Source organism: Rhodococcus sp. WS3 (assembly GCF_003797085.1).
Taxonomy (GTDB): domain Bacteria; phylum Actinomycetota; class Actinomycetes; order Mycobacteriales; family Mycobacteriaceae; genus Rhodococcus_F; species Rhodococcus_F globerula.
In genome coordinates, this window is record NZ_RKMA01000001.1 from 24029 (window position 1) to 48995 (window position 24967).

23 protein-coding genes and 1 pseudogene are annotated in these 24967 nt (G+C 61.3%); 12 read left to right on the forward strand and 12 right to left on the reverse strand.

The annotated features are described in order from the left end of the window. Window positions 1–5: 5 nt before the first annotated feature. The 5 genes from pheS to infC all read right to left on the reverse strand — a co-directional run bounded on the left by pheS (window position 6) and on the right by infC (window position 3396). A complete protein-coding gene (gene pheS / locus EEB13_RS00110; protein ID WP_033230792.1) occupies window positions 6–1076 on the reverse strand; it encodes a phenylalanine--tRNA ligase subunit alpha in 1071 nt (356 codons plus the stop codon). A gap of 133 nt (window positions 1077–1209) precedes the next feature. After that, the gene (locus EEB13_RS00115; protein ID WP_045069994.1) at window positions 1210–2034 is read right to left on the reverse strand and encodes a TrmH family RNA methyltransferase; all 825 of its coding nucleotides are present in this window, start codon (window positions 2032–2034) and stop codon (window positions 1210–1212) included. Window positions 2035–2057: 23 nt separating this feature from the next. Beyond that, complete coding sequence (gene rplT / locus EEB13_RS00120) at window positions 2058–2447, reverse strand: 50S ribosomal protein L20 (RefSeq protein WP_033230794.1); 390 nt, start codon at window positions 2445–2447, stop codon at window positions 2058–2060. Window positions 2448–2509: 62 nt separating this feature from the next. Continuing rightward, window positions 2510–2704 (reverse strand): 50S ribosomal protein L35, encoded by a 195-nt coding sequence (gene rpmI / locus EEB13_RS00125; RefSeq protein WP_033230795.1) that lies wholly within the window; start codon window positions 2702–2704, stop codon window positions 2510–2512. Window positions 2705–2748: 44 nt separating this feature from the next. Further along, window positions 2749–3396, reverse strand: a complete 648-nt coding sequence (gene infC, locus EEB13_RS00130) for a translation initiation factor IF-3 (RefSeq protein ID WP_165826367.1) — start codon at window positions 3394–3396, stop codon at window positions 2749–2751. Between the two features lie 385 nt (window positions 3397–3781). Between infC and EEB13_RS00135 the strand changes: the two genes are divergently transcribed. Both EEB13_RS00135 and EEB13_RS00140 read left to right on the forward strand, forming a co-directional pair. Then, complete coding sequence (locus tag EEB13_RS00135) at window positions 3782–4147, forward strand: DUF1844 domain-containing protein (protein ID WP_033230796.1); 366 nt, start codon at window positions 3782–3784, stop codon at window positions 4145–4147. Window positions 4148–4169: 22 nt separating this feature from the next. Next, window positions 4170–4589, forward strand: coding sequence for a DUF1801 domain-containing protein (locus EEB13_RS00140; RefSeq protein ID WP_141484364.1), 420 nt, complete (start codon window positions 4170–4172; stop codon window positions 4587–4589). A 4-nt stretch (window positions 4590–4593) separates the two neighbouring features. Here the strand turns inward: EEB13_RS00140 and EEB13_RS00145 are convergent, their stop codons facing one another. Beyond that, window positions 4594–5298, reverse strand: coding sequence for a helix-turn-helix transcriptional regulator (locus EEB13_RS00145; protein ID WP_033230798.1), 705 nt, complete (start codon window positions 5296–5298; stop codon window positions 4594–4596). A gap of 86 nt (window positions 5299–5384) precedes the next feature. Between EEB13_RS00145 and EEB13_RS00150 the strand changes: the two are divergent. Next, a pseudogene (locus EEB13_RS00150) lies at window positions 5385–6093 on the forward strand (alpha/beta fold hydrolase). A gap of 73 nt (window positions 6094–6166) precedes the next feature. Here EEB13_RS00150 and uvrA read toward each other — a convergent pair. Then, a complete protein-coding gene (gene uvrA, locus EEB13_RS00155; protein WP_179300814.1) occupies window positions 6167–9127 on the reverse strand; it encodes an excinuclease ABC subunit UvrA in 2961 nt (986 codons plus the stop codon). Window positions 9128–9307: 180 nt separating this feature from the next. Here uvrA and EEB13_RS00160 point away from each other — a divergent pair, with 180 nt between their 5' ends. From EEB13_RS00160 to EEB13_RS00175, 4 genes are all read left to right on the forward strand, one after another. Beyond that, window positions 9308–9994 carry an MBL fold metallo-hydrolase gene (locus tag EEB13_RS00160; protein ID WP_045070000.1) on the forward strand — a complete coding sequence of 229 codons (687 nt, stop codon included), beginning with the start codon at window positions 9308–9310 and terminating at the stop codon, window positions 9992–9994. A 322-nt stretch (window positions 9995–10316) separates the two neighbouring features. Continuing rightward, window positions 10317–10556, forward strand: coding sequence for a hypothetical protein (locus EEB13_RS00165; RefSeq protein WP_141484365.1), 240 nt, complete (start codon window positions 10317–10319; stop codon window positions 10554–10556). Further along, window positions 10553–11995 carry a phospholipase D-like domain-containing protein gene (locus EEB13_RS00170; protein WP_141484366.1) on the forward strand — a complete coding sequence of 481 codons (1443 nt, stop codon included), beginning with the start codon at window positions 10553–10555 and terminating at the stop codon, window positions 11993–11995. The genes EEB13_RS00165 and EEB13_RS00170 overlap by 4 nt, the downstream gene beginning before the upstream one ends. Window positions 11996–12582: 587 nt before the next feature. Next, window positions 12583–13521 carry a DUF5996 family protein gene (locus EEB13_RS00175; RefSeq protein ID WP_141484367.1) on the forward strand — a complete coding sequence of 313 codons (939 nt, stop codon included), beginning with the start codon at window positions 12583–12585 and terminating at the stop codon, window positions 13519–13521. On the opposite strand, the gene EEB13_RS00180 is transcribed toward EEB13_RS00175, so the two are convergent. After that, window positions 13522–15000, reverse strand: coding sequence for an FAD-dependent monooxygenase (locus EEB13_RS00180; RefSeq protein ID WP_141484368.1), 1479 nt, complete (start codon window positions 14998–15000; stop codon window positions 13522–13524). It abuts the gene before it with no gap. Window positions 15001–15174: 174 nt separating this feature from the next. On the opposite strand from EEB13_RS00180, the gene EEB13_RS00185 reads away from it, so the two are divergent. The 3 genes from EEB13_RS00185 to EEB13_RS00195 all read left to right on the forward strand — a co-directional run bounded on the left by EEB13_RS00185 (window position 15175) and on the right by EEB13_RS00195 (window position 18994). After that, on the forward strand, window positions 15175–16044 hold the full coding sequence (locus EEB13_RS00185) for a DoxX family protein (protein ID WP_141484369.1): 870 nt from the start codon (window positions 15175–15177) through the stop codon (window positions 16042–16044). A gap of 134 nt (window positions 16045–16178) precedes the next feature. Then, window positions 16179–18461: a HelD family protein gene (locus EEB13_RS00190; protein WP_141484370.1), complete on the forward strand. Its 2283-nt coding sequence runs from the start codon at window positions 16179–16181 to the stop codon at window positions 18459–18461. Between the two features lie 50 nt (window positions 18462–18511). Further along, window positions 18512–18994 carry a hypothetical protein gene (locus EEB13_RS00195; RefSeq protein WP_051730181.1) on the forward strand — a complete coding sequence of 161 codons (483 nt, stop codon included), beginning with the start codon at window positions 18512–18514 and terminating at the stop codon, window positions 18992–18994. A gap of 6 nt (window positions 18995–19000) precedes the next feature. Here the strand turns inward: EEB13_RS00195 and EEB13_RS00200 are convergent, their stop codons facing one another. From EEB13_RS00200 to uvrB, 3 genes are all read right to left on the reverse strand, one after another. Continuing rightward, on the reverse strand, window positions 19001–19453 hold the full coding sequence (locus tag EEB13_RS00200; RefSeq protein WP_033230819.1) for a universal stress protein: 453 nt from the start codon (window positions 19451–19453) through the stop codon (window positions 19001–19003). Window positions 19454–19613: 160 nt separating this feature from the next. Continuing rightward, the gene (locus EEB13_RS00205; protein ID WP_033230820.1) at window positions 19614–20489 is read right to left on the reverse strand and encodes an SCO6745 family protein; all 876 of its coding nucleotides are present in this window, start codon (window positions 20487–20489) and stop codon (window positions 19614–19616) included. Window positions 20490–20535: 46 nt separating this feature from the next. Then, window positions 20536–22698: an excinuclease ABC subunit UvrB gene (gene uvrB, locus EEB13_RS00210; RefSeq protein ID WP_033230821.1), complete on the reverse strand. Its 2163-nt coding sequence runs from the start codon at window positions 22696–22698 to the stop codon at window positions 20536–20538. Window positions 22699–22770: 72 nt separating this feature from the next. Here uvrB and EEB13_RS00215 point away from each other — a divergent pair, with 72 nt between their 5' ends. Beyond that, window positions 22771–23289, forward strand: a complete 519-nt coding sequence (locus tag EEB13_RS00215; RefSeq protein WP_141484371.1) for a DUF402 domain-containing protein — start codon at window positions 22771–22773, stop codon at window positions 23287–23289. 3 nt (window positions 23290–23292) lie between these two features. Here the strand turns inward: EEB13_RS00215 and coaE are convergent, their stop codons facing one another. After that, window positions 23293–24507: a dephospho-CoA kinase gene (coaE, locus tag EEB13_RS00220; RefSeq protein ID WP_092800230.1), complete on the reverse strand. Its 1215-nt coding sequence runs from the start codon at window positions 24505–24507 to the stop codon at window positions 23293–23295. A 152-nt stretch (window positions 24508–24659) separates the two neighbouring features. On the opposite strand from coaE, the gene EEB13_RS00225 reads away from it, so the two are divergent. Next, on the forward strand, window positions 24660–24881 hold the full coding sequence (locus tag EEB13_RS00225; protein WP_033230823.1) for a hypothetical protein: 222 nt from the start codon (window positions 24660–24662) through the stop codon (window positions 24879–24881). Window positions 24882–24967: the final 86 nt, after the last annotated feature.

Sequence of the window (24967 nt, forward strand, 5' to 3'; positions counted from 1 at the left end):
ACCGGTCAGCCGGCAACGCCGAATGGCAGCGTGAAACGCACGTCGCCTTCGACGATGTCACGCATGTCCGGGATGCCGTTGCGGAACTGCAGAGTCCGCTCGAGGCCCATACCGAACGCAAATCCCGAGTACTCGTCCGGATCAATTCCACTGGCACGCAGCACGTTCGGGTTGACCATGCCGCAGCCGCCCCATTCGACCCACCCTGCGCCACCCTTCTTGTTCGCGAACCACACGTCGACCTCAGCCGACGGTTCCGTGAACGGGAAGTAGTTGGGGCGCATACGCGTCCGAGTCTCGGGACCGAACAATGCACGTGCGAATGCGTCCAGAGTTCCGCGAAGATTGGCCATCGTCAGACCCTTGTCGACAGCAAGACCCTCGACCTGTGAGAACACCGGCGTGTGCGTCGCATCGAGTTCGTCGGTACGGAAGGTGCGACCGGGGCAGACGACGTAGATCGGAACCTCACGCGTGAGCATCGTGCGCACCTGCACCGGCGAGGTGTGCGTACGCAGCACCTGACGCGAGTTCTCCGGCGCCAGATGGAACGTGTCCTGCATGGTCCGCGCGGGATGATCCGGCAGGAAGTTCAGAGCGTCGAAGTTGAAGTGCTCGGTCTCGACCTCCGGTCCCTCGGCGACCTCCCAGCCCATCGCGACAAACACGTCGGCGACCTGCTCGGAGATCAAGCTGATGGGATGACGGGCACCCACTGGATAACGATCGGATGGCAGCGTGACGTCGATTGCCTCGGCGACCAGCACCGCGGCGTCTCGTTCAGCAAGGAGAACCTCGCGACGCGCGTCGTACGCAGAGCTGATGCGCGTACGGAAGATGTTGACACGCTTGCCCGCTTCGGCCTTTTCCTTACCGGGAAGGCTGCCGAGACCACGGCGAGCGAGGGCGATCGGGGACTTGTCCCCCATGTGCTCAACCTTGACCTGAGCCAGTGCATCCAGGTCCGCTGCCTCCGCGAGCGCCTTCTCTGCGTTCTCCGCGGCCGCGGTCAGCGCCTCTTCGGTGAGCGCACTCGCATCGACGTCCGGCGGGGTCGCGCCCTCATTTTTGGCCACGGCTGTGACACTCCTGTCGCTTCTCGGTTTGCTTCTCTACTGCGGTCGAGCATTGTGTCGAGCATTGTTACGCTCTTGCATTCTCTCAGGCTTCCGCAAATGGAATTCCGAGAGGTCACTTCCGTCTTGTTCGTCAGCCCTGATCGGTGTCGCGATTTTGCACCCGCGCACTCGCATAGAGGCAGATAGCGGCTGCAGTCGCCAGATTAAGGCTCTCGGCGCGCCCGTGGATCGGAATACGGACACGGTAATCAGCACGGGCCGCTATGGCCGGATCAAGACCGTGCGCTTCGTTTCCGAACAGCCAGGCCGTCGGCTTGCTCAACAACTCGTCCGCGTTGTCGAGGTCGATCTCTCCGTCGGCAGCAGTAGCCAGGATCTGAATACCGGCGGCGCGGATCTGTTCGATCACCGAATCGGTATCGCGTTCACGAACAACCGGTAGGTGGAACAGGCTGCCCGCCGACGATCGAACCACTTTGCCGTTGTGCGGGTCCACGCTGTCTCCGGCCAGGATCGCGGCATCAGCACCAACTGCGTCGGCAATCCGAATTACCGTGCCCGCGTTGCCCGGTTCGTTGACCTCGACCGGAACGGCAAGGAGCTTGGTATCCGGGCGGATCGCGTCCGACAGAGGAACATCGAGGAGATCACACACGGCAACCAGGCCGGGCGGAGTCACGGTGTCGCTCAGGGCCTTAGCTGCGCGGTCGGTGACGAGAGCAGCGCGAACTCCGGAGCTCAACGCCAGATCGATGACGTGTTGATACCGATCGGCAGCGGCCTCTGTGTAGAAGAGATCACGGACCACGGTGGCGGTTGAGCCGTTGGCCTTCAAGACTTCTGTGACGGAGTTTTCGCCCTCGACCAGGAATCGTCCTGCTTTACGTCGTTCTGCTGTGCGCAGGAGCTTGACAGCAGAAACGACCCGCGGAGTCCGCTCGGTGAGCGGATCCACGGGCCGTTGCTGTGATGCGTCGATCAGGCTGCTTCTCCGGCAGGCGCATTCACGTCAGCCGGCAGAGCGGCCTTCGCGAGTGCAACGAGGCCGGCAAAGGCCTCTGCATCGGAGACGGCGAGCTCGGCGAGGATCTTGCGGTCGACGTCGACCTCAGCCAGGCGCAGGCCCTGGATCAGGCGGTTGTACGTGATGTCGTTGGCCCGAGCTGCAGCGTTGATACGCGTGATCCACAGCTTCCGGAACTCACCCTTGCGTGCACGACGGTCGCGGTATGCGTAAACCATCGAGTGGAGCTGCTGCTCCTTGGCCTTGGTGTACAGACGCGAACGCTGTCCACGGTAGCCGCTGGATGCAGCAAGAATTGAACGACGCTTCTTCTGGGCGTTGACCGCCCTCTTTACGCGTGCCACGTGAAAATCCTGTCAATCTAGGGGCTGAGATTCGGCCCCGGGTGGTCAGTAAGGGGGACGACTCAGATGCCGAGCATGCGCTTGATGCGCGGTGCGTCATCAGGGCTGACGACAGCGACACCGTCGAGACGACGGGTGACCTTGCTGGCCTTGTGCTCGAGAAGGTGGCGACGGCCGGCCTTCTGGCGCAGGAGCTTGCCGGAACCGGAAACCTTGAATCGCTTCGAGGCGCCGCTGTGGGTCTTCATCTTGGGCATGGAGTCCTCAGTTCTTTGTTACGTGATGGTGCTTGGGGAATCGACTAGCTGGTCGGAGCTTCGGGAGCCGCTTCTTCGGCTGCCGGGGCTGCCGGGGCTGCCGGAGCTTCGGGAGCCGGCTTCGGAGCCGCCTGAGCGACGGGCGCCTGAGCGCTTTCCTGAGCCTTGACGCGGGTCTTGGCACCCTTGTGCGGCGCCAGAACCATCGTCATGTTGCGACCGTCCTGCTTAGCCGAGGTCTCGACGAAACCGAGGTCTGCGACGTCTGCTCCCAGACGCTGCAGAAGGCGGTAGCCGAGTTCGGGGCGTGACTGCTCACGACCGCGGAACATGATCGTGACCTTGACCTTGGAACCAGCTTCGAGGAAGCGAACAACGTTGCGCTTCTTGGTCTCGTAGTCGTGGGCGTCGATCTTGGGGCGAAGCTTCTGCTCCTTGATGACCGTAAGAGTCTGGTTCTTGCGAGACTCACGGGCTTTCTGTGCAGCTTCGTACTTGAACTTGCCGTAGTCCATGATCTTGCAGACCGGCGGACGGGCATCAGGAGCTACCTCGACAAGGTCGAGGTCGGCTTCCAGAGCCAAGCGGAGTGCATCTTCAACACGCACGATGCCTACCTGTTCACCGCCAGGTCCGACCAAACGGACCTCGGGAACGCGGATTCGATCGTTGATGCGGGTCTCAGTGCTGATGGGGCCTCCTAGGTTGAACGGTGCGGTCTTGTGACCGCACGCAGCTAGTTCTACCCAAACCCCAACAAAAAACCCCGCGGTGATATTTCTCCGCGGGGCCCGATGTCGACCGATCAGATCAAACCCAGCTCACGCCAGGAACAATCTCCTCGACTAAACGAGGAACCTGATGAAGAATAGATTCTTCGTCAGGTGACCGGAACCACTGAACTGCAGTTTCACCTGCCGCGCAGAGGTGGGAGTCGGGCTCCACTTGCTGCCCCCGAACATGTCGGAGGCGGTCGTTGGGACAAGAGTATCAGGCCGGCGGCGATGAATCTAATCGTGCCTGCACAAGACAAGGGCAGATTGAACTGCTCCGGACCGTGATGGAATCCTTGCAGACATGAGTGAGAACTTCGAAGCAGATCAGAACACCGACGCGAACCCTGATGTCCGCGAACTCTCCGAGGTTCCCGCAGTCGAGGTCATCAGCCGCGCCGCCGTGATGCTGATGAGCTCCGCAGCAGAGAAGCTCGGACTGTCCGACGCCGACCCGTCGGCCAGCCCCTACCTGGACCTGGACGAAGCGCGCCGGGTCATCACCGCGCTCGCCGGACTGGTCACCGCATCCGTCGAATACCTCGGCCCCCACGCGGGTCCCATTCGCGAAGGCCTGCAGGCCCTCCAGCGTGCGTTCCGCGAAGCGTCGTCGCACCCCGACGAGCCGGGCAAGGGCCCGGGCGAGAAGTTCACCGGACCGGTCTACTGAGTCACGAACGGCGACCACACACATGGCAACCGCGAACAAAACGCAGCCGACTCCAGACGACGTCGATGCCTTTGTCGATCGAATTGCCGACCCGGTCAAACGCGCCGACAGTGCGGAACTGATTTCCGTACTGTCGGCTGCGACCGGCGAACCGCCGGTGATGTGGGGAACCAGCATCATCGGATTCGGTGCCCGCCACTATCGCTATGCAAGCGGACACGAAGGTGACACCGCACTGATCGGGTTCTCACCGCGAGCGACCGCACTGACCCTCTATTTGTCACTGAACTTCGACGAGCACGCCGCGACGCTCGGCCGCCTGGGCAAGCACAAGATCGGCAAAGGCTGCCTCTATATCAAACGGCTCAGTGACATCGATCGCTCAGTCTTGGAAGAACTTGTCACGGAATCCGTTGCGGCGGCCGTGAACATGAACTCCTGAGCCGTCAACTCGCGTCAGCTGCCGAGCGAGCCGTCGGCGGCGGCTCTCCGAACAGCGCAGTCTCTCGAGGAACAAAAAGCTCCTTGGTCAGCGTCGCTTTCTGGATCCGATCGAGACGGAACCACCGAACCGCGTCCCTCGTTCTGCACCAACCGATCACGAACCACCGATCTCGGGCGTGAGCCAGCAGATGTGGCTCGACCGCACGCGTCGATTCGGCACCGTCTCCGTCGATGTACCGCAACGACACAACACACTTACGTTCCAAAGCCTGCTCGATCGCGCGCCGGTTCACTCCTGACTCGTCATCAGATTCTTCGTCATGCCGAACCCAGACGCGCCCGCTGAGTTCCTCAACTCTGGCCCGACTGTCGGCGTCCATGACGTCGAGTAGTTTGGCCAGGGCTGCCCGTCCGTCGTCCGCGAACGGAGCGTCTCCGACAGCAGTCAAGGCCAGGGCGATCGACACTGCCTGCGGGACAGTGAAATTCACCGGAGGCAGCGTCGCGCGCCCAATCAGACGGTAACCGCCGCCAGGTCCGCAGCGACCTTCGATCGCGGATCCCGACTCCGTCAATGTCTCGATGTCACGCTTGACTGTGCGCGGCGTGACACCGAATTGCGCCGCCAACTGCGCCGCATTTGACCCGCGATCGCCACGACGACGCAACTCCTCGAGGAGTGCGTGCAATCTGGCCGCTCGATTCACGTTTCCGATTGTCCCAAATTTCGATACCAAACGGTGACAAAATCGGTGACACGCAGTTGTCACCGATAGCCCGCCACTATGGGCTCATGAAAACTCACATCGTTCTGGTTCCCGGATTCTGGCTCGGCGCATGGGCGTGGGACGCGGTACTCCCCCACCTTCAACGCCCTGACACCCACGTAACCGCACTAACACTTCCGGGACTCGAGTCGGTGGACTCGCCCCGGAACACCGTGACTCTCGATTCCCACGTCAGCGCAATCGTCGACGCCGTCTCGAGGTCGGACGAACGCACGATCCTGGTCGTGCACAGCGGCGCCGGAGCGTCCGGGTACGCCGCGACCGATCGCGTACCCGACCAGATTGCGCGCATCGTCTACGTCGACAGCGGTCCGATGCCGGATGGCACCGCTCTTCGACCCGATCTCGCCGAGGATGCGATCGAGGTTCCACTACCGCCTTTGGGCCGAACTGGAAGCAGACGGGAGCAGCATCGAGGGACTCGACGACGACGCCTTGACGGCATTTCGTGATCGCGCTGTCCCCGAACCTGCGGGCGCAGCTCGAGATCAGATCGTCCTGACCGATCCGAGACGCTATTCGGTTCCCACCACTGTGGTGTGCAGCAGCTATCCCTCCGACGTCATCAAACAGATGGCTGATGGTGGATTTCCCATTGCCGTCGAACTCGCGAAGTTGCCGGTGACGTACGTCGATCTTCCGACCGGACACTGGCCGATGTGGTCACGCCCGAAGGAGTTGGCCGAAACCATTCTCGACGCAGCAGACGCATAGCGTCACGACGCAGCAGTGATGCCGGGACGACAAACCGTCCCGGCATCACTGCGATCGCGCCTATCTCACCCTGTCAGGCCACCGATGCGGACTTCTTCCGCGGCGCAGCCTTCTTGGGGGCCGTAGCCTTCGCGGCGCGCTTCTTCGCCACAGTCTTCTTCTTCACGGGAGCCTGTTGCGCATGGAGTACCTCGCTGAGGAACTTGCCGGTGTAGCTCTCGGGCACGGCAGCAATTTCTTCCGGAGTTCCTTCTGCCACAACGGTTCCGCCGCCGGATCCACCTTCGGGACCCATGTCGACAACCCAGTCCGATGTCTTGATGACATCGAGGTTGTGCTCGATCACGATGACACTGTTGCCCTTGTCGACCAATCCGTTGATGACGATCAGCAACTTGCGAATGTCTTCGAAATGCAGGCCGGTTGTCGGCTCGTCGAGGATGTAGACGGTACGTCCGGTGGAACGTTTCTGAAGCTCGGCGGCAAGCTTGACGCGCTGCGCCTCGCCGCCGGACAGCGTCGGTGCCGGCTGTCCCAGTCGCACGTAACCGAGACCGACGTCCACCAGAGTCTTCAGGTACCGGTGAATCGAGGTGACCGGCTGGAAGAACTCCGCTGCCTCCTCGATGGGCATGTCCAGAACCTCGGCGATGGACTTGCCCTTGTAGTGAACCTCGAGTGTCTCGCGGTTGTACCGAGCTCCGTGGCAGACCTCGCACGGTACGTACACGTCGGGCAGGAAGTTCATCTCGATCTTGAGTGTTCCGTCACCCGAGCACGCCTCGCAGCGACCGCCCTTGACGTTGAACGAGAAGCGCCCCGGCTGATAGCCGCGCACCTTGGCTTCGGTTGTGGCAGCGAACAGCGTACGAATCTTGTCGAACACACCGGTGTACGTGGCCGCGTTGGACCGCGGGGTACGGCCGATCGGCGACTGATCAACCTGAACCAACTTGTCGAGTTGGTCAAGTCCGTTGATTCGGGTGTGGCGGCCAGGCACCTGACGCGCGCCGTTGAGCTTGTTGGCCATGACGGTGGCCAGGATGTCGTTCACCAATGTCGACTTGCCCGAACCGGAAACGCCGGTAACCGCGGTGAGAACACCCAACGGGAAGCTCACGTCGATGCCGTCGAGGTTGTGCTCACGCGCACCGACAACGGTGACCTGACGCTTACGATCGACGGGGCGACGGATCTCCGGGACCTCGATGAACTTTCGCCCGGACAGATAAGCGCCGGTAATCGACTCGTCGCAGGTGAGCAGCTCTTCGTAAGGCCCGCTGTGGACTACCTGGCCGCCGTGCTCTCCGGCGTACGGACCGATGTCGACCACCCAGTCGGAGGTACGAATCGTGTCTTCGTCGTGCTCGACCACAATCAGGGTATTGCCGAGATCGCGAAGCCTGGTCAGTGTTTCGATCAGGCGACGGTTGTCTCGCTGGTGCAAACCGATGGACGGCTCGTCCAGCACGTAGAGCACACCGACAAGACCCGAACCGATCTGCGTTGCCAGCCGGATTCGCTGGGCCTCGCCGCCGGACAGGGTGCCCGCGGCACGCGACAGTGAGAGATATTCGAGTCCGACGTCGAGGAGGAATCCGAGGCGGGCCTGAACTTCCTTGAGCACCTGTCCCGCGATGGCTTCTTCGCGTGAACCGAGTGTGAGGCTGTTCAGGAAATCGGCGCAGTCGGAGATCGAGAGTTCACAGACCTCCGCAATGGACTTGCTGCCGAAATCTCCGGCAGCAATAGTGACCGAGAGGATTTCCGGACGCAGTCGCGCACCGCCACACGCGGGACACGGGGTGTCGCGCATGTAGCCGTCGTAGCGTTCCTTCATCTGATCGGATTCGGTCTGCTCGAGCCTGCGATGCAGGAAGGGCATGACGCCCTCGAACTCCGCATAGTAAGAACGGGTACGGCCGTACCGGTTCTTGTACCGGACGTGGACCTGTTCCTCACTGCCCTCGAGAATTGCCTTGCGCGCCTTGGCTGGAAGCTTGTTCCACGGCGTCTTCATGTCGAAGCCGAGGATGTCGCCGAGGCCGGACAACAAGCGCCCGAAGTACTCGGAACTCTGCCCCATCGACCACGGCGCGATTGCTCCGTCCTCGAGACTCAATTCCGCATCGGGAACAACAAGTTCGGGGTCTACCTCTTTACGAATACCCAGACCCGTGCACTCCGGGCAGGCTCCGTACGGCGAATTGAACGAGAACGAACGCGGCTCGAGATCGTCGATCGCGAGTGGATGGGCGTTGGGGCACGCCAGCTTTTCGGAGAATCGCCGCTCCCGGTCAGGCGCGTTTTCTTCACGGTCGACAAAGTCGAGAACAACAATGCCCTCGGCAAGGCGGAGAGCGGTCTCGATCGAATCCGTGAGTCGCTGCTTGGAGCTTGCCTTCACCTGAAGACGATCGACGACAACTTCGATGTCGTGCTTTTCCTGCTTCTTCAGCTTCGGCGGATCGGTCAAGGGGTAGACGACACCATCAACCCGTACACGTGAGTAACCCTGCGTATTGAGCTGTTCGAAAAGGTCGACGAACTCACCCTTGCGCGTGCGCACCACCGGAGCGAGGACCTGAAACTTGATGCCCTCCTCCATATCGAGGACCTGATCGACGATCTGTTGAGGCGTCTGACGCGCGATTTTCTCACCACATACCGGGCAGTGAGCGGAACCCGCGCGGGCATAGAGGAGACGAAGGTAGTCGTAGACCTCGGTAATGGTTCCGACGGTTGATCGAGGGTTCCGGTTGGTCGACTTCTGATCGATCGACACCGCAGGCGACAAGCCTTCGATGAAATCGACGTCGGGTTTGTCCATCTGGCCCAGGAACTGACGCGCGTACGCCGAGAGTGACTCGACATACCGACGCTGTCCTTCGGCGAAGATCGTGTCGAACGCAAGGCTGGATTTACCCGAACCCGACAAACCCGTGAAGACGATCATGCTGTCTCGCGGGAGATCCAGGTCGACTCCTCGCAGATTGTGCTCTCGCGCACCCCGCACGATCAGGCGATCCGACACACCAATTCCCTTCATCGTCATTCATCTGGGCTGTCCACCAGCGACATCACCGACATCTCGAGCACTCAAACGCAGCGAGTCCTCGAACGACGCCATGGTAGGCCGAGCCACCGACAAGTTTTGACTGCAAGCACGAACCCAGCGTTCTACCAGCCCCTATTCGAAGGTAGCCTGCGAATCATGACGAATCAGCCCATCGTGATCGACAACTCCTATACCGGTCAGCTCTCCCCCGATTCTGCGCCTCAACGACGCACCATCGACAGTGCAACCATCACGAAGATGTCAGTCGGCCCCATGGACAACAACACCTACCTCGTGGTCTGTTCCGCAACCGGGAAATCACTCCTGATCGACGCGGCCAACGAAGCCGAGAAAATCGTTGCGCTGATCGAGCAGGAAGCTCCCGTGTTCGACTCCATCGTCACCACACACCAGCACGGCGACCACTGGCTGGCACTGAAAGACGTCCACGCTGCCACCAACGTGCCAACCGCTGCGCACCCCCTCGATGCCGAAGCACTTCCCGTGACCCCGGACGTTCTGCTCGAGGACGGCGACAGCGTCACGGTCGGCAACCTGAGCTTGGATGTCATCCACCTGTCCGGCCACACCCCCGGCTCCATCGCACTCGTGCTCACCGAACCGTCCGGCCAGGTTCACATCTTCACCGGTGACTCGCTCTTTCCAGGCGGAGTCGGAAAGACCGCTGATCCCGAGAAATTCACCTCACTGCTCAGCGATGTCGAGACAAAGCTCTTCGGACGCTACGACGACTCCGCCATCGTCTACCCCGGCCACGGCAAGGACACGACACTCGGCGCCGAGCGTCCGCACTTGCAGGAGTGGCGCGAACGCGGTTGGTGACCCTTGCACCGCACATCCCCAGCGCTGCCCCGCCGCGCGCGTTGGGGATGACCGCCCGTCGACGGACGTGATCAGTCCGGGAAATCGCTCAGCAGCCGACTCAGACGGAATGGACTTCGACTCCAAGTTGTCGACAATCGGACTAGCTCCTCGGCCACGCAGCTTGACTAGCTCCTCGGCCACGCAGCTTACTGGGCCGCAACACCTACCCAGGGTCCGTCACTCACGGCCGCGATAGCTGGAACGGGGAGCTAGGACAGCTCCTCGACTTCTTTAGCTGAGCGGTATCATCATCGCGAACCGTCACTTCCAAGGAGCCCACATGACCGCACCGCTCCACAGTCGGCAATTGCGGTCCGTGTCGAACGCGAAGCGCACTGAGCGGGAGTCGGTGCGCCGCCGCCACGGAGCATCCGAGGTCACAATCTTCGGGTCGGTAGCCAGCGCCGTTGCTGGGGAAGAGCTTTCGGAGTTACTCGCCACACATGTCGGCGTCGTGGCGCGAGAAGTATCCAAGGAAGCAGTGCCGGAAACTGCCCACGCCGATTTGGTCGACGTGTGAGCAGAATTCTGGCTCCGGGCGAAACCTGCTGGCGCATCGAGCCGGCAGATAATCTTGCCTGCATTATCGATGCCGCTGACTACTTTCATCATGCGAAGTCCGCGATGCTGCAAGCTGAAAAACGAATCATGTTGATCGGCTGGGACTTCGACACGCGCATCAAACTCGAGCCGCGCGAGAAGACGCTCGACGGCCCCAATCGGCTGGGCAGGTTCCTACGCTGGCTTGTCCGCGAGAAACCCGACCTCGAAATCCTCGTACTCAAATGGAACGTAGGGGCCTTCACCGCAATCGGACGCGGCATGACTCCAGTCTTCGTGTCGAACTGGTTGACCGACGAACGCCTTCGATTCGAAATCGACGGCGCCCACCCAGTGGGCGCCGCGCACCATCAGAAAATCATCGTCATCGACGATGCTCTGGCGTTCTGCGGCGGCATCGACATGACGGTGGACCGCTGGGACACCTCGGATCACGCCGATCACAACGACTACCGGATCACACCAAGCGGAAGGCGTTACGGCCCTTGGCATGACGCGACCACAGCGGTCGACGGCGATGCGGCCGCGGCCATCGGCGAATTGGCGCGAGCACGCTGGAAATCCGCAACCGGCGAGGATCTGAGACCGATCCAGAGCACGGCAACACCGTGGCCCGTCAATCTGGCGCCCACGTTGCGGGTTGTCGACGTAGCCATCGCCAGAACTCTGCCGGAACTCGACGAACGCACTGAGGTACGCGAGATCGAGGCGCTTTATCTCGCGGCCATCGCCGGTGCCGAACACACGCTGTACATCGAAAGCCAGTACCTCGCCTCACGCACTCTGGCCGAGGCGATCGCCGCACGCCTGCGTGAGGCCGACGGACCGGAGATCGTTCTGGTCATTCCGCGCAATGCCGACGGGTGGTTGGAACAAAAGGCGATGGATGGGGCACGCCACGACCTGTTGCATCTGTTGTGGACCGCCGACGTCCATGACCGGTTCGGTGCGTTCTATCCCGTGACCTCTTCTGGTGCACCAATTTACGTGCACGCAAAAATCCTGGTGATGGATGATCGACTCCTGCGAATCGGGTCGTCGAACCTCAACAACCGTTCGATGGGCTTCGACACCGAGTGTGACATCGCCGTCGAATCCTACGACGATTCAGATGTCGAGTTGCGGGCCTCGATCGTCGGACTGCGGCGCCGACTGCTCAGCGAGCACCTCGAACTCACCGAGAATGAGATCGACGACGCGTTGCGCGAGCACTCACTGTTGACGACGGTTCGCACACTTGCGACCTCCGACGCCCGCAGTCTGCGTGAATTCGACCGAAATACAGTCGACAGCGAAGACCACGTGCTCGCTGAAAATGCACTGATGGATCCGGAACGTACTCCACCGAGGCTGAGCGACCGAATCGACGGGATACGCCGTCTCCTCGACAGACGCTGAGACTCGAACCGCTCCACGACCTGTCGATCGGAGAAGTAACAATGGAAGTCGTCACGACATATCTGGGTCGAGTCGCAAGTCAGTACACGTACACCACAACGGCGATATCCACGAACAGCGACGCCGCCACTAGAACGACCTCGATCAGGTGTCGGCTCGAAGGAACGTTCCCCGGTGGGATGGTCGACCTTGACTACCGCTTCCAACTTGACGACTCCGGTCGACTCGAACGCCTCACGATTACACCGAGTGCAGACCAGCCCGCCTGAGCCACCTAGCACCCTCGGTAACGGGTTGAAGTATTTCCAACCGTGGAACGTCACCGACGACTACCTTTTCTGGGGGGCTGCGTCCGAACTTGGAAGCGGTGGCCGACCTGCCCTACACGGACTGGCTGGCGTTCCCTGACCTCATCCCCTGTGTCCACGGATGGACATCGCCGCCGGGGTCGCCGCGGATTCCGCTGAACTTCGCTGTTGTCGCGAGGCACCCGCTGGTGCAGCCCAAAGCGGTTATGTACATGTCGAACCCACTCGTGCCAGACTCCGAAGTAGGCCCGATTGCCGATCGAGTGCGGAGGACGTCAAATGACAACATCCAACACGCCGGCGGATTGGCCAGCACTGCGAGTGGACGACTGGACCGACACGCGCGACACCCTGCACATGTGGGTGCAGATCGTGGGAAAGATCCGGCTCGCGTGTTCACCACTGGTCAACCACTGGTGGCAGGTCACGCTCTATGTCACTCCGCGAGGGTTGACCACATCGTCCATCCCCTACGGCGACCGCATTTTCGATATCGAGTTCGATTTCTGCGAACACCAGCTACGCATCCGCGATAGCTCCGGGGCGTCACACGAGATTCCACTCGAACCTCAATCGGTATCGACGTTCTATGCACGCACGATGGAAGCACTACGCGCCCTGGGCATTTCAGTGGAAATTCAGCCAACACCGAATGAAGTCGATCCGGCGCTTCCGTTTGCCGACGATCACGTCCACTGCTCCTACGACGCCGAAGCCGTCCACTTGTTCTGGCGCCAACTCGTTCAGGCCGACCGCGTCATCGCGTCGTTCCGTGCGGGATTCATCGGAAAGGTATCGCCGGTCCACTTCTTCTGGGGCGCAATGGACCTCGCCTGTACACGATTCTCCGGACACACTGCGCCACCACATCCAGGGGGAGCCCCCAACTGTGGCGACTGGGTGATGGTGGAAGGTTACTCTCACGAATTGAGCAGTTGCGGCTTCTGGCCCGGCGGCGGCGAGGAAGGCGCGTTCTACTCGTACTCGTACCCCGCACCTGCGGCGTTCGAGGACTATCGAGTCGAACCGTCGGCAGCGTTCTACAGCAACGATTTCGGTCAGTTTCTTCTGCCGTACGAAGCAGTCCGGACGGCCACCGACCCGGACGCGACACTGCTTGCGTTCCTACAGACCACCTATGCTGCTGCCGCCGATTCGGGGCGCTGGGACAGAGCCTCGTTGGAGTGCGACCCCCATCGCTGGGGATCGCGGCGATAACTATCGCGCTCCGGTCCACCGCGACAGCGCTGCCGGCCAACCCTCTTCTCCCTCTCGAGAAGTAGAACTCCCTGCCCACGCTATGTAACCGTCAGGCCGGACCAGAAGCGACGGTCCGTCGTCCACGCGTCGCGCTTGGACGAGAAGATCTGGTCCCGGTTTCTGCATCGTCGAGGTGTTCGCGCGCTCACGAATGAGAACAAAACCCGGCAGGCGCTGCAGTTCCGTGAGTCGCCCTTCGTGTAGCGGCACTTCCGTCGCACGAGTCCCGACTAGATCACTCTGTCCGTCCGGCGAGGGATAACGCAGCTCAGTGCCCGCAAAACTGCCGGCGACGAGGTCACGCACCTTCGGGATCGACAGAATATGCGCAGCAAGGCGATCGCGCATGAACCTGGCGAGTCGCGGGTGCAAGGTGACGGCGCGCATCATCAGCCCCGACCGCCGAACCACTTGCTTCCCGATCGGGTGCCGCTCGCGGTGATAAGTATCCAGGATCGAATCGTCGGCACCCGCCAATACAGCGCCGAGTTTCCAGGCCAGGTTCACACCATCCTGAATTCCGGTGTTCATTCCTTGTGCGCCCATCGGCGAGTGCACATGCGCTGCGTCGCCCACCAGAAACACCCTGCCGCTCCGATAGTCGCGAACCTGACGCTCGTCGCAATGGAAACGCGAATGCCAGCCAACTTCGACGACGCCCACATCGCGCCCCATGGCCCGGTTCAATGCATCCACGATCTCGGCCTCTCCCACCGGATCGGTATCGGGAACCTGACGCCGTCGATCCCAGGTCATCGAGCGATACCAAGCGCCGCTACTGTCCTCCTTCCCGTAGGGCGCGAGGAATCCGAACTCACGCGGGGTGTCCCCCAGCGTGAGGCCGCCATCGTGCGGTCCGGCGGTCAGTTTCACGTCAGCCAACACCACGGACGACAGCACGGATTTCCCGGGGAAATCCATCCCGACCAGACCGCGGACCGTACTGTGTGCGCCGTCCGCCCCAACGACGTACTTGGCGCGCCACGTCATCGTGGACGAAGGGTTGTCATCGTCTTTGGCACGAGCAGTGAGGGTGACTCCGGCGTCGTCCTGAACGAGATCGACAAGCGCGATACCACGGTGAATGTCTGCTCCCTGGTCCTTGGCATAGAGCTCGAGGGCTCGGTCGACTTTGGTCTGCGGGGTAATCATGGCGAACCGGTAGCGAGATCTCAGGTGGGTGAGGTCCAGCTTTGCACCCTTGAAAAGGTTGATCCCCGGGGTGGTCGAGCTGGTCGCAAGTAGCTGGTCGGCGAGTCCACGCGCGTCGAGCAACTCCAGTGTTCGCGCCATCGTTGCAAACGCCCGGCTGGACGGGTTGATCGTCGGCCACTTCTCCACTACAGCCACCGAGCGCCCCAGCCGCGCAAGATCACCAGCCACGGTCATACCTGCTGGGCCACCACCGACCACCACTACGTCGACGTTGCGATCCATCGTCAAACCTCCCACGCCGTCGTCCCAAGGTGTGTCGCAGCCGAGTTTCGGTTAATTCTTCGCTGATGGACGCGGTTTTTGCAGGCTTCCCACAGCGGCCGACAAAACGTAACCTGTCCCAGGTTTCGTTCTGATCGCTAGTGTGGAAAGGACCTACATCGGGAGGCTTGGAACATGCTGGTACGTCGAATTGCTCGTCCACTACTTTCCACCATTTTCATTGCCGGGGGGATCGATGCGCTCCGCAATCCTGCGCAACGCGCGGCAAAAGCAACTCCACTGATCGACAAATCAGTGGAAACACTCCCCGGCGCGGTGACACAAAAAATGCCCGCAGATCCAGAGACACTGATCAAGCTCAACGCGGTAATCCAGATCGGCGGCGGGGCATTGCTGGCAAGCGGAAAGGCTCCACGCATCGCGTCGTTGGCACTGGCGGGAAGCCTGATCCCCACCACAGTTGCAGGCCATGATTTCTGGAACGAGTCGGACCCCACGCTTCGTGCGATGCAACGCACCAACTTCATCAAGAACGTCAGTCTGCTCGGCGGCCTGATGATCGCCGCCGTCGACACCGAGGGCAAACCGTCACTCGGCTGGCGCGGTCGCCGCGCCGCCAGGAAGGCGCAGGCCTCGATCGCGGCGACGCTGCCCTTGGCAGCCGCGAACCACGACGATCACACCGGCGAACGTCTCGAGCATGCACTCGCCGTTGCATCGGAGCGTGGGACCGAGCTAGCCGAAGCTGCGAAGGTTCACGGTGCCGAATTGCTCGAGATCGCCAAGGAACGAGGCCCCGAGATTCTCGAGGTTGCCCAGAAGCGCGGGGCGGAACTGGCAGAAACGGCCCGCGAGCGTGGGTCCGAACTGGCGGAGTTGGCCGGCAAGCGCAGCGCCGAGTTTGCAGAACTTGCGCTCGAAAAAAGCAACGAATGGGCGGAGACTGCATCCGAGCAGTCCGAGGTCCTCGGCAAGCGAGCTCGCAAACGCGCCGAAATCGCCCTGGCGAAGGCCCGCGAGAAGCGCGACGAATTGACGCACTGACACAATCAAACGTCCGGTCAGGCCACCCTCGGGTGGCCTGACCTCGTTGGATACACCCCATTCACCTAAGCGAACTAGACTGTCTTGGCACTTTTGCGGTGCTCGAACTTCTTTCACCAAGCCTAGGAGAACCCTTGCCCGACGCGGACCCGTCACACACCGAGCAACAGCTCGAGCAGCAGTACGTGACGATGCTGTATTCCCGTCTCGACGAGCTCCGGAAGCATGCCAAATCGCGCCTGAGCACCGTCTTGCTGGAAAGCGGTGGAACCCCGCAGGCACGCAGTGAACGCGAATCGTTCAACGCGATGTACACCGAGGATCTAGCCAAGTACGACGCAGCCGAAAATGGACTGTGTTTCGGCAGAATCGATTTCGACGACGAACATCGCTACGTCGGCCGCCTGGGAATTCTCGACACCGAGAACGACTACGAGACGCTCCTCCTCGACTGGCGCGCCCCGATGGCCCGCCCGTTCTACCTCGCGACACCAGCGGCTCCTGAGGGCGTGAAGCGTCGACGCCACATCCGTAGCCGTAGCCGCGCGGTCACCGGAATCAACGACGAATACCTCGACCTCGACGCAGCTCGCGCTGCCGGCGTTGTCACCGAAGCCGGTGGCGTAGCCGGCGAGAGCGCGCTACTCGACGCATTGAACGCCGCCCGCACGGGCCAGATGAACGACATCGTCGAAACCATCCAGACCGAGCAGGATTCGATCATCCGATCCGAACACAAGAGTGTGCTCGTGGTTCAGGGTGGCCCCGGTACCGGCAAAACCGCTGTGGCGCTCCACCGTGCGGCGTTCCTGCTCTACACCTATCGCCAGCAATTGGCGAAGGCCGGAGTACTCATCATCGGCCCCAACGCAACATTCCTCGACTACATCAGTCAGGTACTCCCGTCACTTGGTGAAACCGGCGTTCTACTCTCCACCATCGGCGACCTGTATCCCGGAGTGCGCGCAACACGAATCGATTCGCTTGCGGCCGGTGAGATCAAGGGTTCACTCGACATCCTCGAAGTACTCAAGAACGCTGTCCGTGATCGCCAGGAAGTACCGTCATCGCCGATTGTTCTCCGATTCGACACCTACGACCTGAAGCTGGATCGAAAGACAGTCACCAAGGCCCGTGGCCGTGCCCGCTCGTCCCGCCGGCCGCACAACTTGGCCAGGCCGATCTTCGTATCAGCGGTCATCGAAGCGCTGGCTCTACAGATGGCCGAGATCATCGGCGGAAATCTGGTGGACGGCGGTTCGCTCCTGAGTCGAGACGACATCGCCGACATCCGTGACGAAATGCGCGAAGACGCCGACATCATGTCCGCAATCGGCTCACTATGGCCCGAGTTGTCGCCGCAACAGATTCTCGCCGAACTCTGGACGTCACCGAGACGACTGGAAAAAGCCGCTCCACAATTCGACGACAACCAGCGCTCGGAATTGTTGCAGAGCGTCGGCCCCGGATTCAGTGCCGCGGACGCGCCGCTACTCGACGAGCTGGCCGAAATTCTCGGCGTTGACGACGCCGCTGAACGCGAACGGGCACAACGACAATGGCGCGCTCAGATTGCCGACGCACAGGGCGCTCTCGATATTCTGACAGGGTCGGCGCCACAGGATCTCGAAGACGAGATGGACCCCGAAATCCTGATGGCCTACGACCTGATCGACGCCAGTCAACTCGCGCAGCGTCACGATTTGGGCCAGCATCAGACCACTGCCGAGCGCGCCGCGGGTGATCGAACCTGGACGTACGGTCACGTAATCGTCGACGAGGCTCAGGAGTTGTCGGCCATGGCGTGGCGAATGTTGATGCGCCGCATACCGAATCGCTGGATGACGTTGGTGGGCGACACTGCGCAGACGGGTGATCCCGCCGGCACGTCGTCATGGCAGACAATCCTCGAACCATACGTCGCAAAGCGGTGGAAGCTCACGCAGCTGACCGTGAACTACCGAACCCCGTCGGAAATCATGGATGTGGCACACCGGGTGCTCGAGGAAATCGATCCCACGCAAGCAGTACCCCGGTCGGTCAGAGATAGCGGTTTTGCACCGTGGTCACTGAAAACCACAGCGGAGAATCTCCAGGAAACGGTGCGTCGCTGCATCGAGCACGAGTCTCACGCAGGCTTGACTGCGGTGATCGCCGGGCACGAGACGGTGAAGAACCTGTCCGGCCTCGCCGGCGACTCTGTCAGCGTGCTCTCCGTCAAGGACGTCAAGGGCCTGGAATTCGACACCGTTTTCATCGTCGAACCCTCGGATATCCTCGAGGAATCGCCGCGTGGCATGAATGACCTGTACGTCGCACTGACCCGAGCAACACAGCGGCTCGGCATCATTCACGTCGAATCGCTTCCGGCTGTGCTCGACAACATCGCCGAAGCTGCATTCACACCCGTGATGTGATGCGACCGAGTAGGTTCTCTCGTGCCACTTCTACTGAAGGAAATCTTCTCGTGACCGCTCCGATCGCCGCACGCATGCCGCAGTGGCTACTCCGTCGCCGCCCACAGGTCGTCGGAGCTGCGCTGATCGGCCTGTGCGCCGGGACGCTGATCGGATGCGCTCAGGCCGAGTCTTCGCCGTCGGATACCGCCGACGGCGCCGCACCTGCCACTGCCACGGCCGACTCACCCGAGCTTCAGGCACTCGAACGGTTCCGGGACGCGATCACGGCAGACGGCGTCACCACACCGCTTACCGACGACACCCTGCAAGCACTCGGGGACGGAATCTGCCGCCAGTTGGCGGTGGGCACGGATCGAACGATGATCATCGAGAATTTGCGCAGCGTGACGCACAACGGCGCCACCAGCCGACCTGGCCAACTCCAAGACGTGGAGAGCACCGAAAACAGTTCGGCCGCATCGCCGATCAGTGCCGATCCCTATCGATTGGGAACCGTGATCGTCGACGCGGCCGAGACCGAGTACTGCTGAGAACTTTCAGCGAACGGTATGAACGATCAGGACGTCGGATGTTGCCTTTCGTGCAGCATCCGACGGTACCGATCCGAGTAGACGCCCGGTCAGTGTGTTGAGTCCACGGTTACCGATGACCAACAGATCACCCTCGACCTCGTCGAGCAAGGCGAGCAACGACTCGACGGGCGCTCCGACGATTGCCCGTTCCACGACCTTCTCCGCGCCGGCAGCATGTGCGCGCTCCCGAGCCGTTCGGAGGATTTCGTAGGTAGGTGTCGAACCTGTGACCTGGTATGCCTCGTCGCCGAGTACATCTGCCGCAGCGCTGACGTCCTTGGGGTCTGCCGGGTAGTACGCGCACGCGATAATCAATTGCGCACTGGCATCGGCTGCAATGCTTGCGGCCCGGTCGACTGCTTTCAGTGACGACTCGGAGCCATCGGTTCCTACGACAACGGTCCGGTAGGCACTCATTCATCCTCCATGGTTACGAGATAGTCAGCGGTTACGGGAAAGTCAGCGCTGCTGACATTAGCGGGCAGAGCGCAGCGATAGTGCCAATTGCCATACACGCCACAAGACCGCAGTGAATGTGATCTGCAGTCACATCAAAAAAATTACACTGAATTCCGGATCAGCGCAGGTTTCCGAATCGCGGACCGAAAAGCGCTGCGGGAAACACGTCCTGTTCAGTCAGTGCAGCACGCCACGGCGCTGCCAGTTCGAGAAGCCTGTCTGCTCCGGATTCGCCCAAGGCGTCCCACGGCGCCAAAGCCAGATCGTCCGTCAAGTCCTCCACGACGTCGCGCAGTTCCTGCCCGTCCTCGGTCAGTGCTCCCGACTTACGATCGAGCAACTCTCGATCCTGAAGATCCTGGACACCTTGCGCCCACTGCTCGGCAGACCACCCGCGACGACTCTGAGCAAACTTCTGCTGGAATCCGATACCCGTGGCGGTGTGGGTGATCAAGGCTTCCAACCCGTTCAGTCCGGCAGTCTGCAGTGCGGCGATGTGTCCGTCACCGCGGTACTCCCGCAGCAAAGTCAGTGCGTGCCAGAACGCGAGGTGCGGCACGGTCGGCCACTCGACGGAAGCCCAACCGGCGTACAGCGGACGCCCCTCGACGCCGGGGATGTTCCGCGCTGCAATGGAAATCAACTCGGCAGCTTCAGCCATGTCCTGTGACGACGTCACCTCTTCGCCGAGGAGACGAACGTACGCGGCGTCGATGGCGCGGTAGCGCGCAGCAACAATCTCCGACGGTTTCGCGAGGTCCCACGCGCGCGGAATCACGCTGGCGACCAACTCCGGATTGAAGTTGTAGAACGCCGACGTCACGACGGTGGCGGGTGGAGTACCCAAGGGCGCAGCGCGACCCGCGAAGTACACCATCCGGCCCGGCTCGAGCCCAAGCGCAACCAATTCCTTTTCCGTCTCCGGAACGAAGTAAGCCAACGAATGGAGAAGTTCGAGAGTACGGCCGGTCTTGCCGGCAGTCTGTGCATCCATATGTGAACCGTAGCGGGCGTTCCCGATTCACACACATCCCACCGAACTACTTCAAACCGGCCGCGTCCATGCCTCGAAGCTCCTTCTTGAGATCCGAGATTTCGTCACGCAAACGACCGGCCAACTCGAACTGCAAGTCCCGGGCGGCATTCATCATCTGATCTGTGAGTTCCTTGACCAGGTCTGCCAATTCGGCCCGGGGCATCGATTTGGTGTCGCGGCCTTCGTACACCCCTGCACTGACCGCGCGGCCTGCTTCGCCCTGCGCTCGACGGCCACGCGTCGCGTTACGTCCGGAACCACCGATGTCGACGGACGCAGCAGTGTCCTCGGCCTCCTCGTAGACCTGATCGAGGATGTCGGCGATCTTCTTGCGGAGAGGCTGGGGATCAACCCCCATCTTCTTGTTGTATTCGACCTGCTTCTCACGGCGACGCTCGGTCTCTTCGATTGCCTGGGCCATGGACGCAGTGATCTTGTCCGCGTACATGTGAACCTGGCCGGACACGTTACGAGCAGCGCGGCCGATGGTCTGGATAAGGCTGGTGGAACTCCGCAGGAAGCCCTCCTTGTCGGCATCGAGAATCGCAACCAGCGACACCTCGGGAAGGTCGAGGCCCTCACGCAGAAGGTTGATACCGACCAGGACGTCGTACTCCCCCAGTCGCAACTGCCGCAGCAGTTCGACGCGACGTAACGTGTCGATGTCGGAGTGCAGATAGCGAACCCGAATTCCGAGTTCGAGCAGATAATCGGTGAGATCTTCCGACATCTTCTTGGTCAATGTCGTGACAAGGACTCGCTCGTCCTTTGCCGCGCGTTCCCGGATCTCGTGAACCAGGTCGTCGATCTGCCCCTTGGTCGGCTTGACGATCACCTCGGGATCGACGAGACCTGTCGGACGAATCACCTGCTCGACGAACTCACCGCCGGCTTGCCCCAACTCGTACTTGCCTGGCGTTGCCGACAGGTAGACGGTCTGACCGATGCGCTGACTGAATTCTTCCCACGTCAGCGGCCGGTTATCCGTCGCCGACGGCAGGCGGAAACCGAACTCCACCAGGTTGCGCTTACGCGACATGTCACCCTCGTACATGGCGCCGATCTGTGGAACGGTCACATGCGACTCGTCGATGACCAGGAGGAAATCCTCGGGGAAGTAGTCGATTAGCGTAGCCGGCGCGGTGCCAGGTCCACGGCCGTCGATGTGCCGTGAATAGTTCTCGATTCCGGAGCAGAATCCGACCTGTTTGATCATCTCCAAGTCGTACTGCGTTCGCATCCGTAGCCGCTGCGCCTCGAGCAGTTTGCCCTTGCCCTCCAACTCTTCGAGTCGTTGTTCGAGTTCTGCCTCGATGTCCTTGACCGCACGCTCGAGACGCTCGGGCCCGGCAACATAGTGGGTCGCGGGGAATATCCGAACCGTATCCACTTTCCGGACGATGTCGCCGGTGAGCGGATGAAGGTAGTACAGCGCCTCGATCTCGTCGCCGAAGAACTCGATCCGAACCGCCAACTCCTCGTACGACGGGATGATTTCAACCGTGTCACCCCGGACGCGGAACGAACCACGGGTGAACGCAACATCGTTGCGGTTGTACTGCACGTCGACCAGGAGGCGCAGAAACGCATCACGCGGAACCTCGACGCCCACTTCGAGCGAGATGGAGCGATCGAGGTAAGACTGCGGTGTACCGAGACCGTAGATGCACGACACGGACGCGACCACAACAACGTCCCGTCGCGAGAGCAGGCTCGACGTCGCGGAGTGACGCAGGCGTTCGACGTCGTCGTTGACCGACGAGTCTTTCTCGATATACGTGTCCGTCTGAGCGATATATGCCTCAGGCTGGTAGTAGTCGTAATACGAGACGAAGTATTCAACCGAGTTGTTCGGCAACATCTCGCGAAGCTCGTTGGCCAACTGAGCAGCCAAGGTCTTGTTCGGTGCCATCACCAGCGTCGGCCGCTGCACGCGCTCGATCAGCCAGGCGGTCGTCGCAGATTTGCCGGTGCCGGTGGCACCAAGTAGGACTATGTCCTTCTCGCCCTCGTTGAGCCGTTTCTCGAGCTCGGCAATGGCAGCGGGCTGATCGCCGGCAGGCTCGTATTCACTGACGACCTCGAAGCGGCCGTCAGAGCGCTCGATGTCGCTGACCGGACGAAACTCGGAATGTGCGACGACTGGATGTTCGGAAGCAAACGCCATGAAACCAGGGTATGCGCACCCACCGACATCATGCGTGGGCACAAGCTCGTCGCAGCGGTAGGTTCATGCAACATGAGCGAAGCACGTATTCACATTCACCCGCCCAAAGTCGAAACTTTCGACCTCGAGGCCCGAACCAACATCGACCCCAAGGGCTTCGTTCGCCAGGTCGAAACCTACCGCGAAGAGCCATGGGGCCTGTACATGGGCCGACACGCAGACCATCCACAATTCCACTACCTGGAGTCGTGGATACTTCCCGACATCGGAATCCGAGCGTCGATCTTCCACTTCACGCCGGGGCACGAACGGGACCAGGATCACTACATCGACATCGGCACATTCACGCGTGGTGAGCACGCATGGAGATCCGAAGACCACTATCTCGATCTGATTGTGCAGACCGGCCGCAGCACCGAACTACTCGACGTCGACGAACTCCTGGAAGCGCACGCATCCGGAATACTCGACGCCCAGACGTCCGAACAGGCCATGCTGATCGCTGCCCGCACCATCGACGGCATTGCCGCCCACGGTCACGATCTCGGCGCGTGGCTGTCGTCGTTGGGCATGCCGATCACCTGGCGGTAGGCGTCAGGCCGTCCAACCCGACTTGTCTGCCCATTCCCACGCACGGTGGAACGCCGCGTCGAACCAGGGTGTCTTGACCGCGAGGTACGCATCCATCGCCTTGTCGTAATCATCTATTCCGGACGCGTGCTCCGCGGCCCGGACCTTCAACGCGGCATACTCCGCACGGGCGTCGTCATCCGCCCGCAGCCAGTCACGGAACAACACGGCAAATTGCTGGCCCGGCCAACCGTCGACACGAATATGGATGTTCACCGGCCGACCCGGATCTGCGCTGGAATGAATCCGCTTCGCCCACACGCTCGGATCGGTTTCACCCCCGACATAGGCAGGTTTCGGATCGTCCGCGACGATATTCTCGAGACGCGGAAAACCACCAGTTGCAAGGTCAGCGGCCAAGTCGTCCGCAATCCCGATGTGTTCGACAGTGATCTGAAGATCGATCACGTCCTTCGCGTCGAGTCCCGGTACGGCAGTGGAACCGATGTGATCGATACGCGTGGCTCGATCACCACACAGCAGCGCCAACCGGTTGATCAGGCGAGTTGCTTGCACCGGCCACTGCGGATCCGCGGGGCTCAGCTCAGGAAGTACACGAACCGCTGTTCCGGTGCGCAGATTCTCCTCGAACGGTGCGATTCGACCTGCCCACAGTTCACGGACGACAGCGTCCAGGGCGCCTGGATCACCGCTGTTGTCGAGCCAGACGTCCGCAACGGCGCGGCGCTGATCGTCGGTCGCCTGCGCCGCGATTCGCGCCCTGGCATCGCTCTCGGGCATCCCACGTGACTCGACCAACCGCCGGACACGTTCTTCGGCGTCGACGTACACGATGACAACCATATTGAACGCCGGAGCCATTCCAGCTTCGACAAGCAGCGGGATATCCTGCACCAGAACAGAATTCGCTGGCGCAGCATCAATGGCTTCGGCCGTACGATGGCCGATCAACGGATGCAGGATCGAATTGAGAGTGCCACGGGAAGCGTCGTCGGCAAACGCCAACGCCGCAAGCGCGGGTCGATCGAGGGTGCCGTCTGGCGCGATGATGCCGTCACCGAACGCCTGCGCCAACGCAGCCAACCCCGGAGTACCGGGTTCTACGACCTCTCGGGCGATCAGATCGGCATCAACGATCACTGCTCCCAGTTCGGTGAGGATTTTCGACACAGTCGACTTGCCGGCTCCGATGCCTCCAGTGAGGCCAACTCTCAACACAACGGACAGTCTCTCACCTATGCTCACCGCACGAGATTCGAGTCCTGAAATTGAACACGCCACACAACTCGAGACGCAAATACCACAATAAAGGCAATCCGTGTGGTTAAGTTCTAGCGAACGCCCTGCACCTTCTCGAGAAAGTGGACGCCATGCGAGCAGATCGTGACCATCTTGGTCAGCATCGCCTCGGAATGCCGAACGGCGTGCACTGTATCGAATTTCCCGAGGTTGCCTTTGCATTGGCCGAACATCGGCGAACGTGGTTCACCGTCCTCGTGAGCCAGGGCCGTCACAGCTTCGCGTCGATGCGCAAGCGCACAGCCGAAGCCACCGCGACGTATTGGGTCCCGGCTCCGGCCACCACCGCTTGACCTAGCAGCACCGCAGCTTTCACCCGACAGCCACCAGTCGCCAGACTGGTGGCTGTCGCATTTCCTCCCATGCGACAACCGGCGTG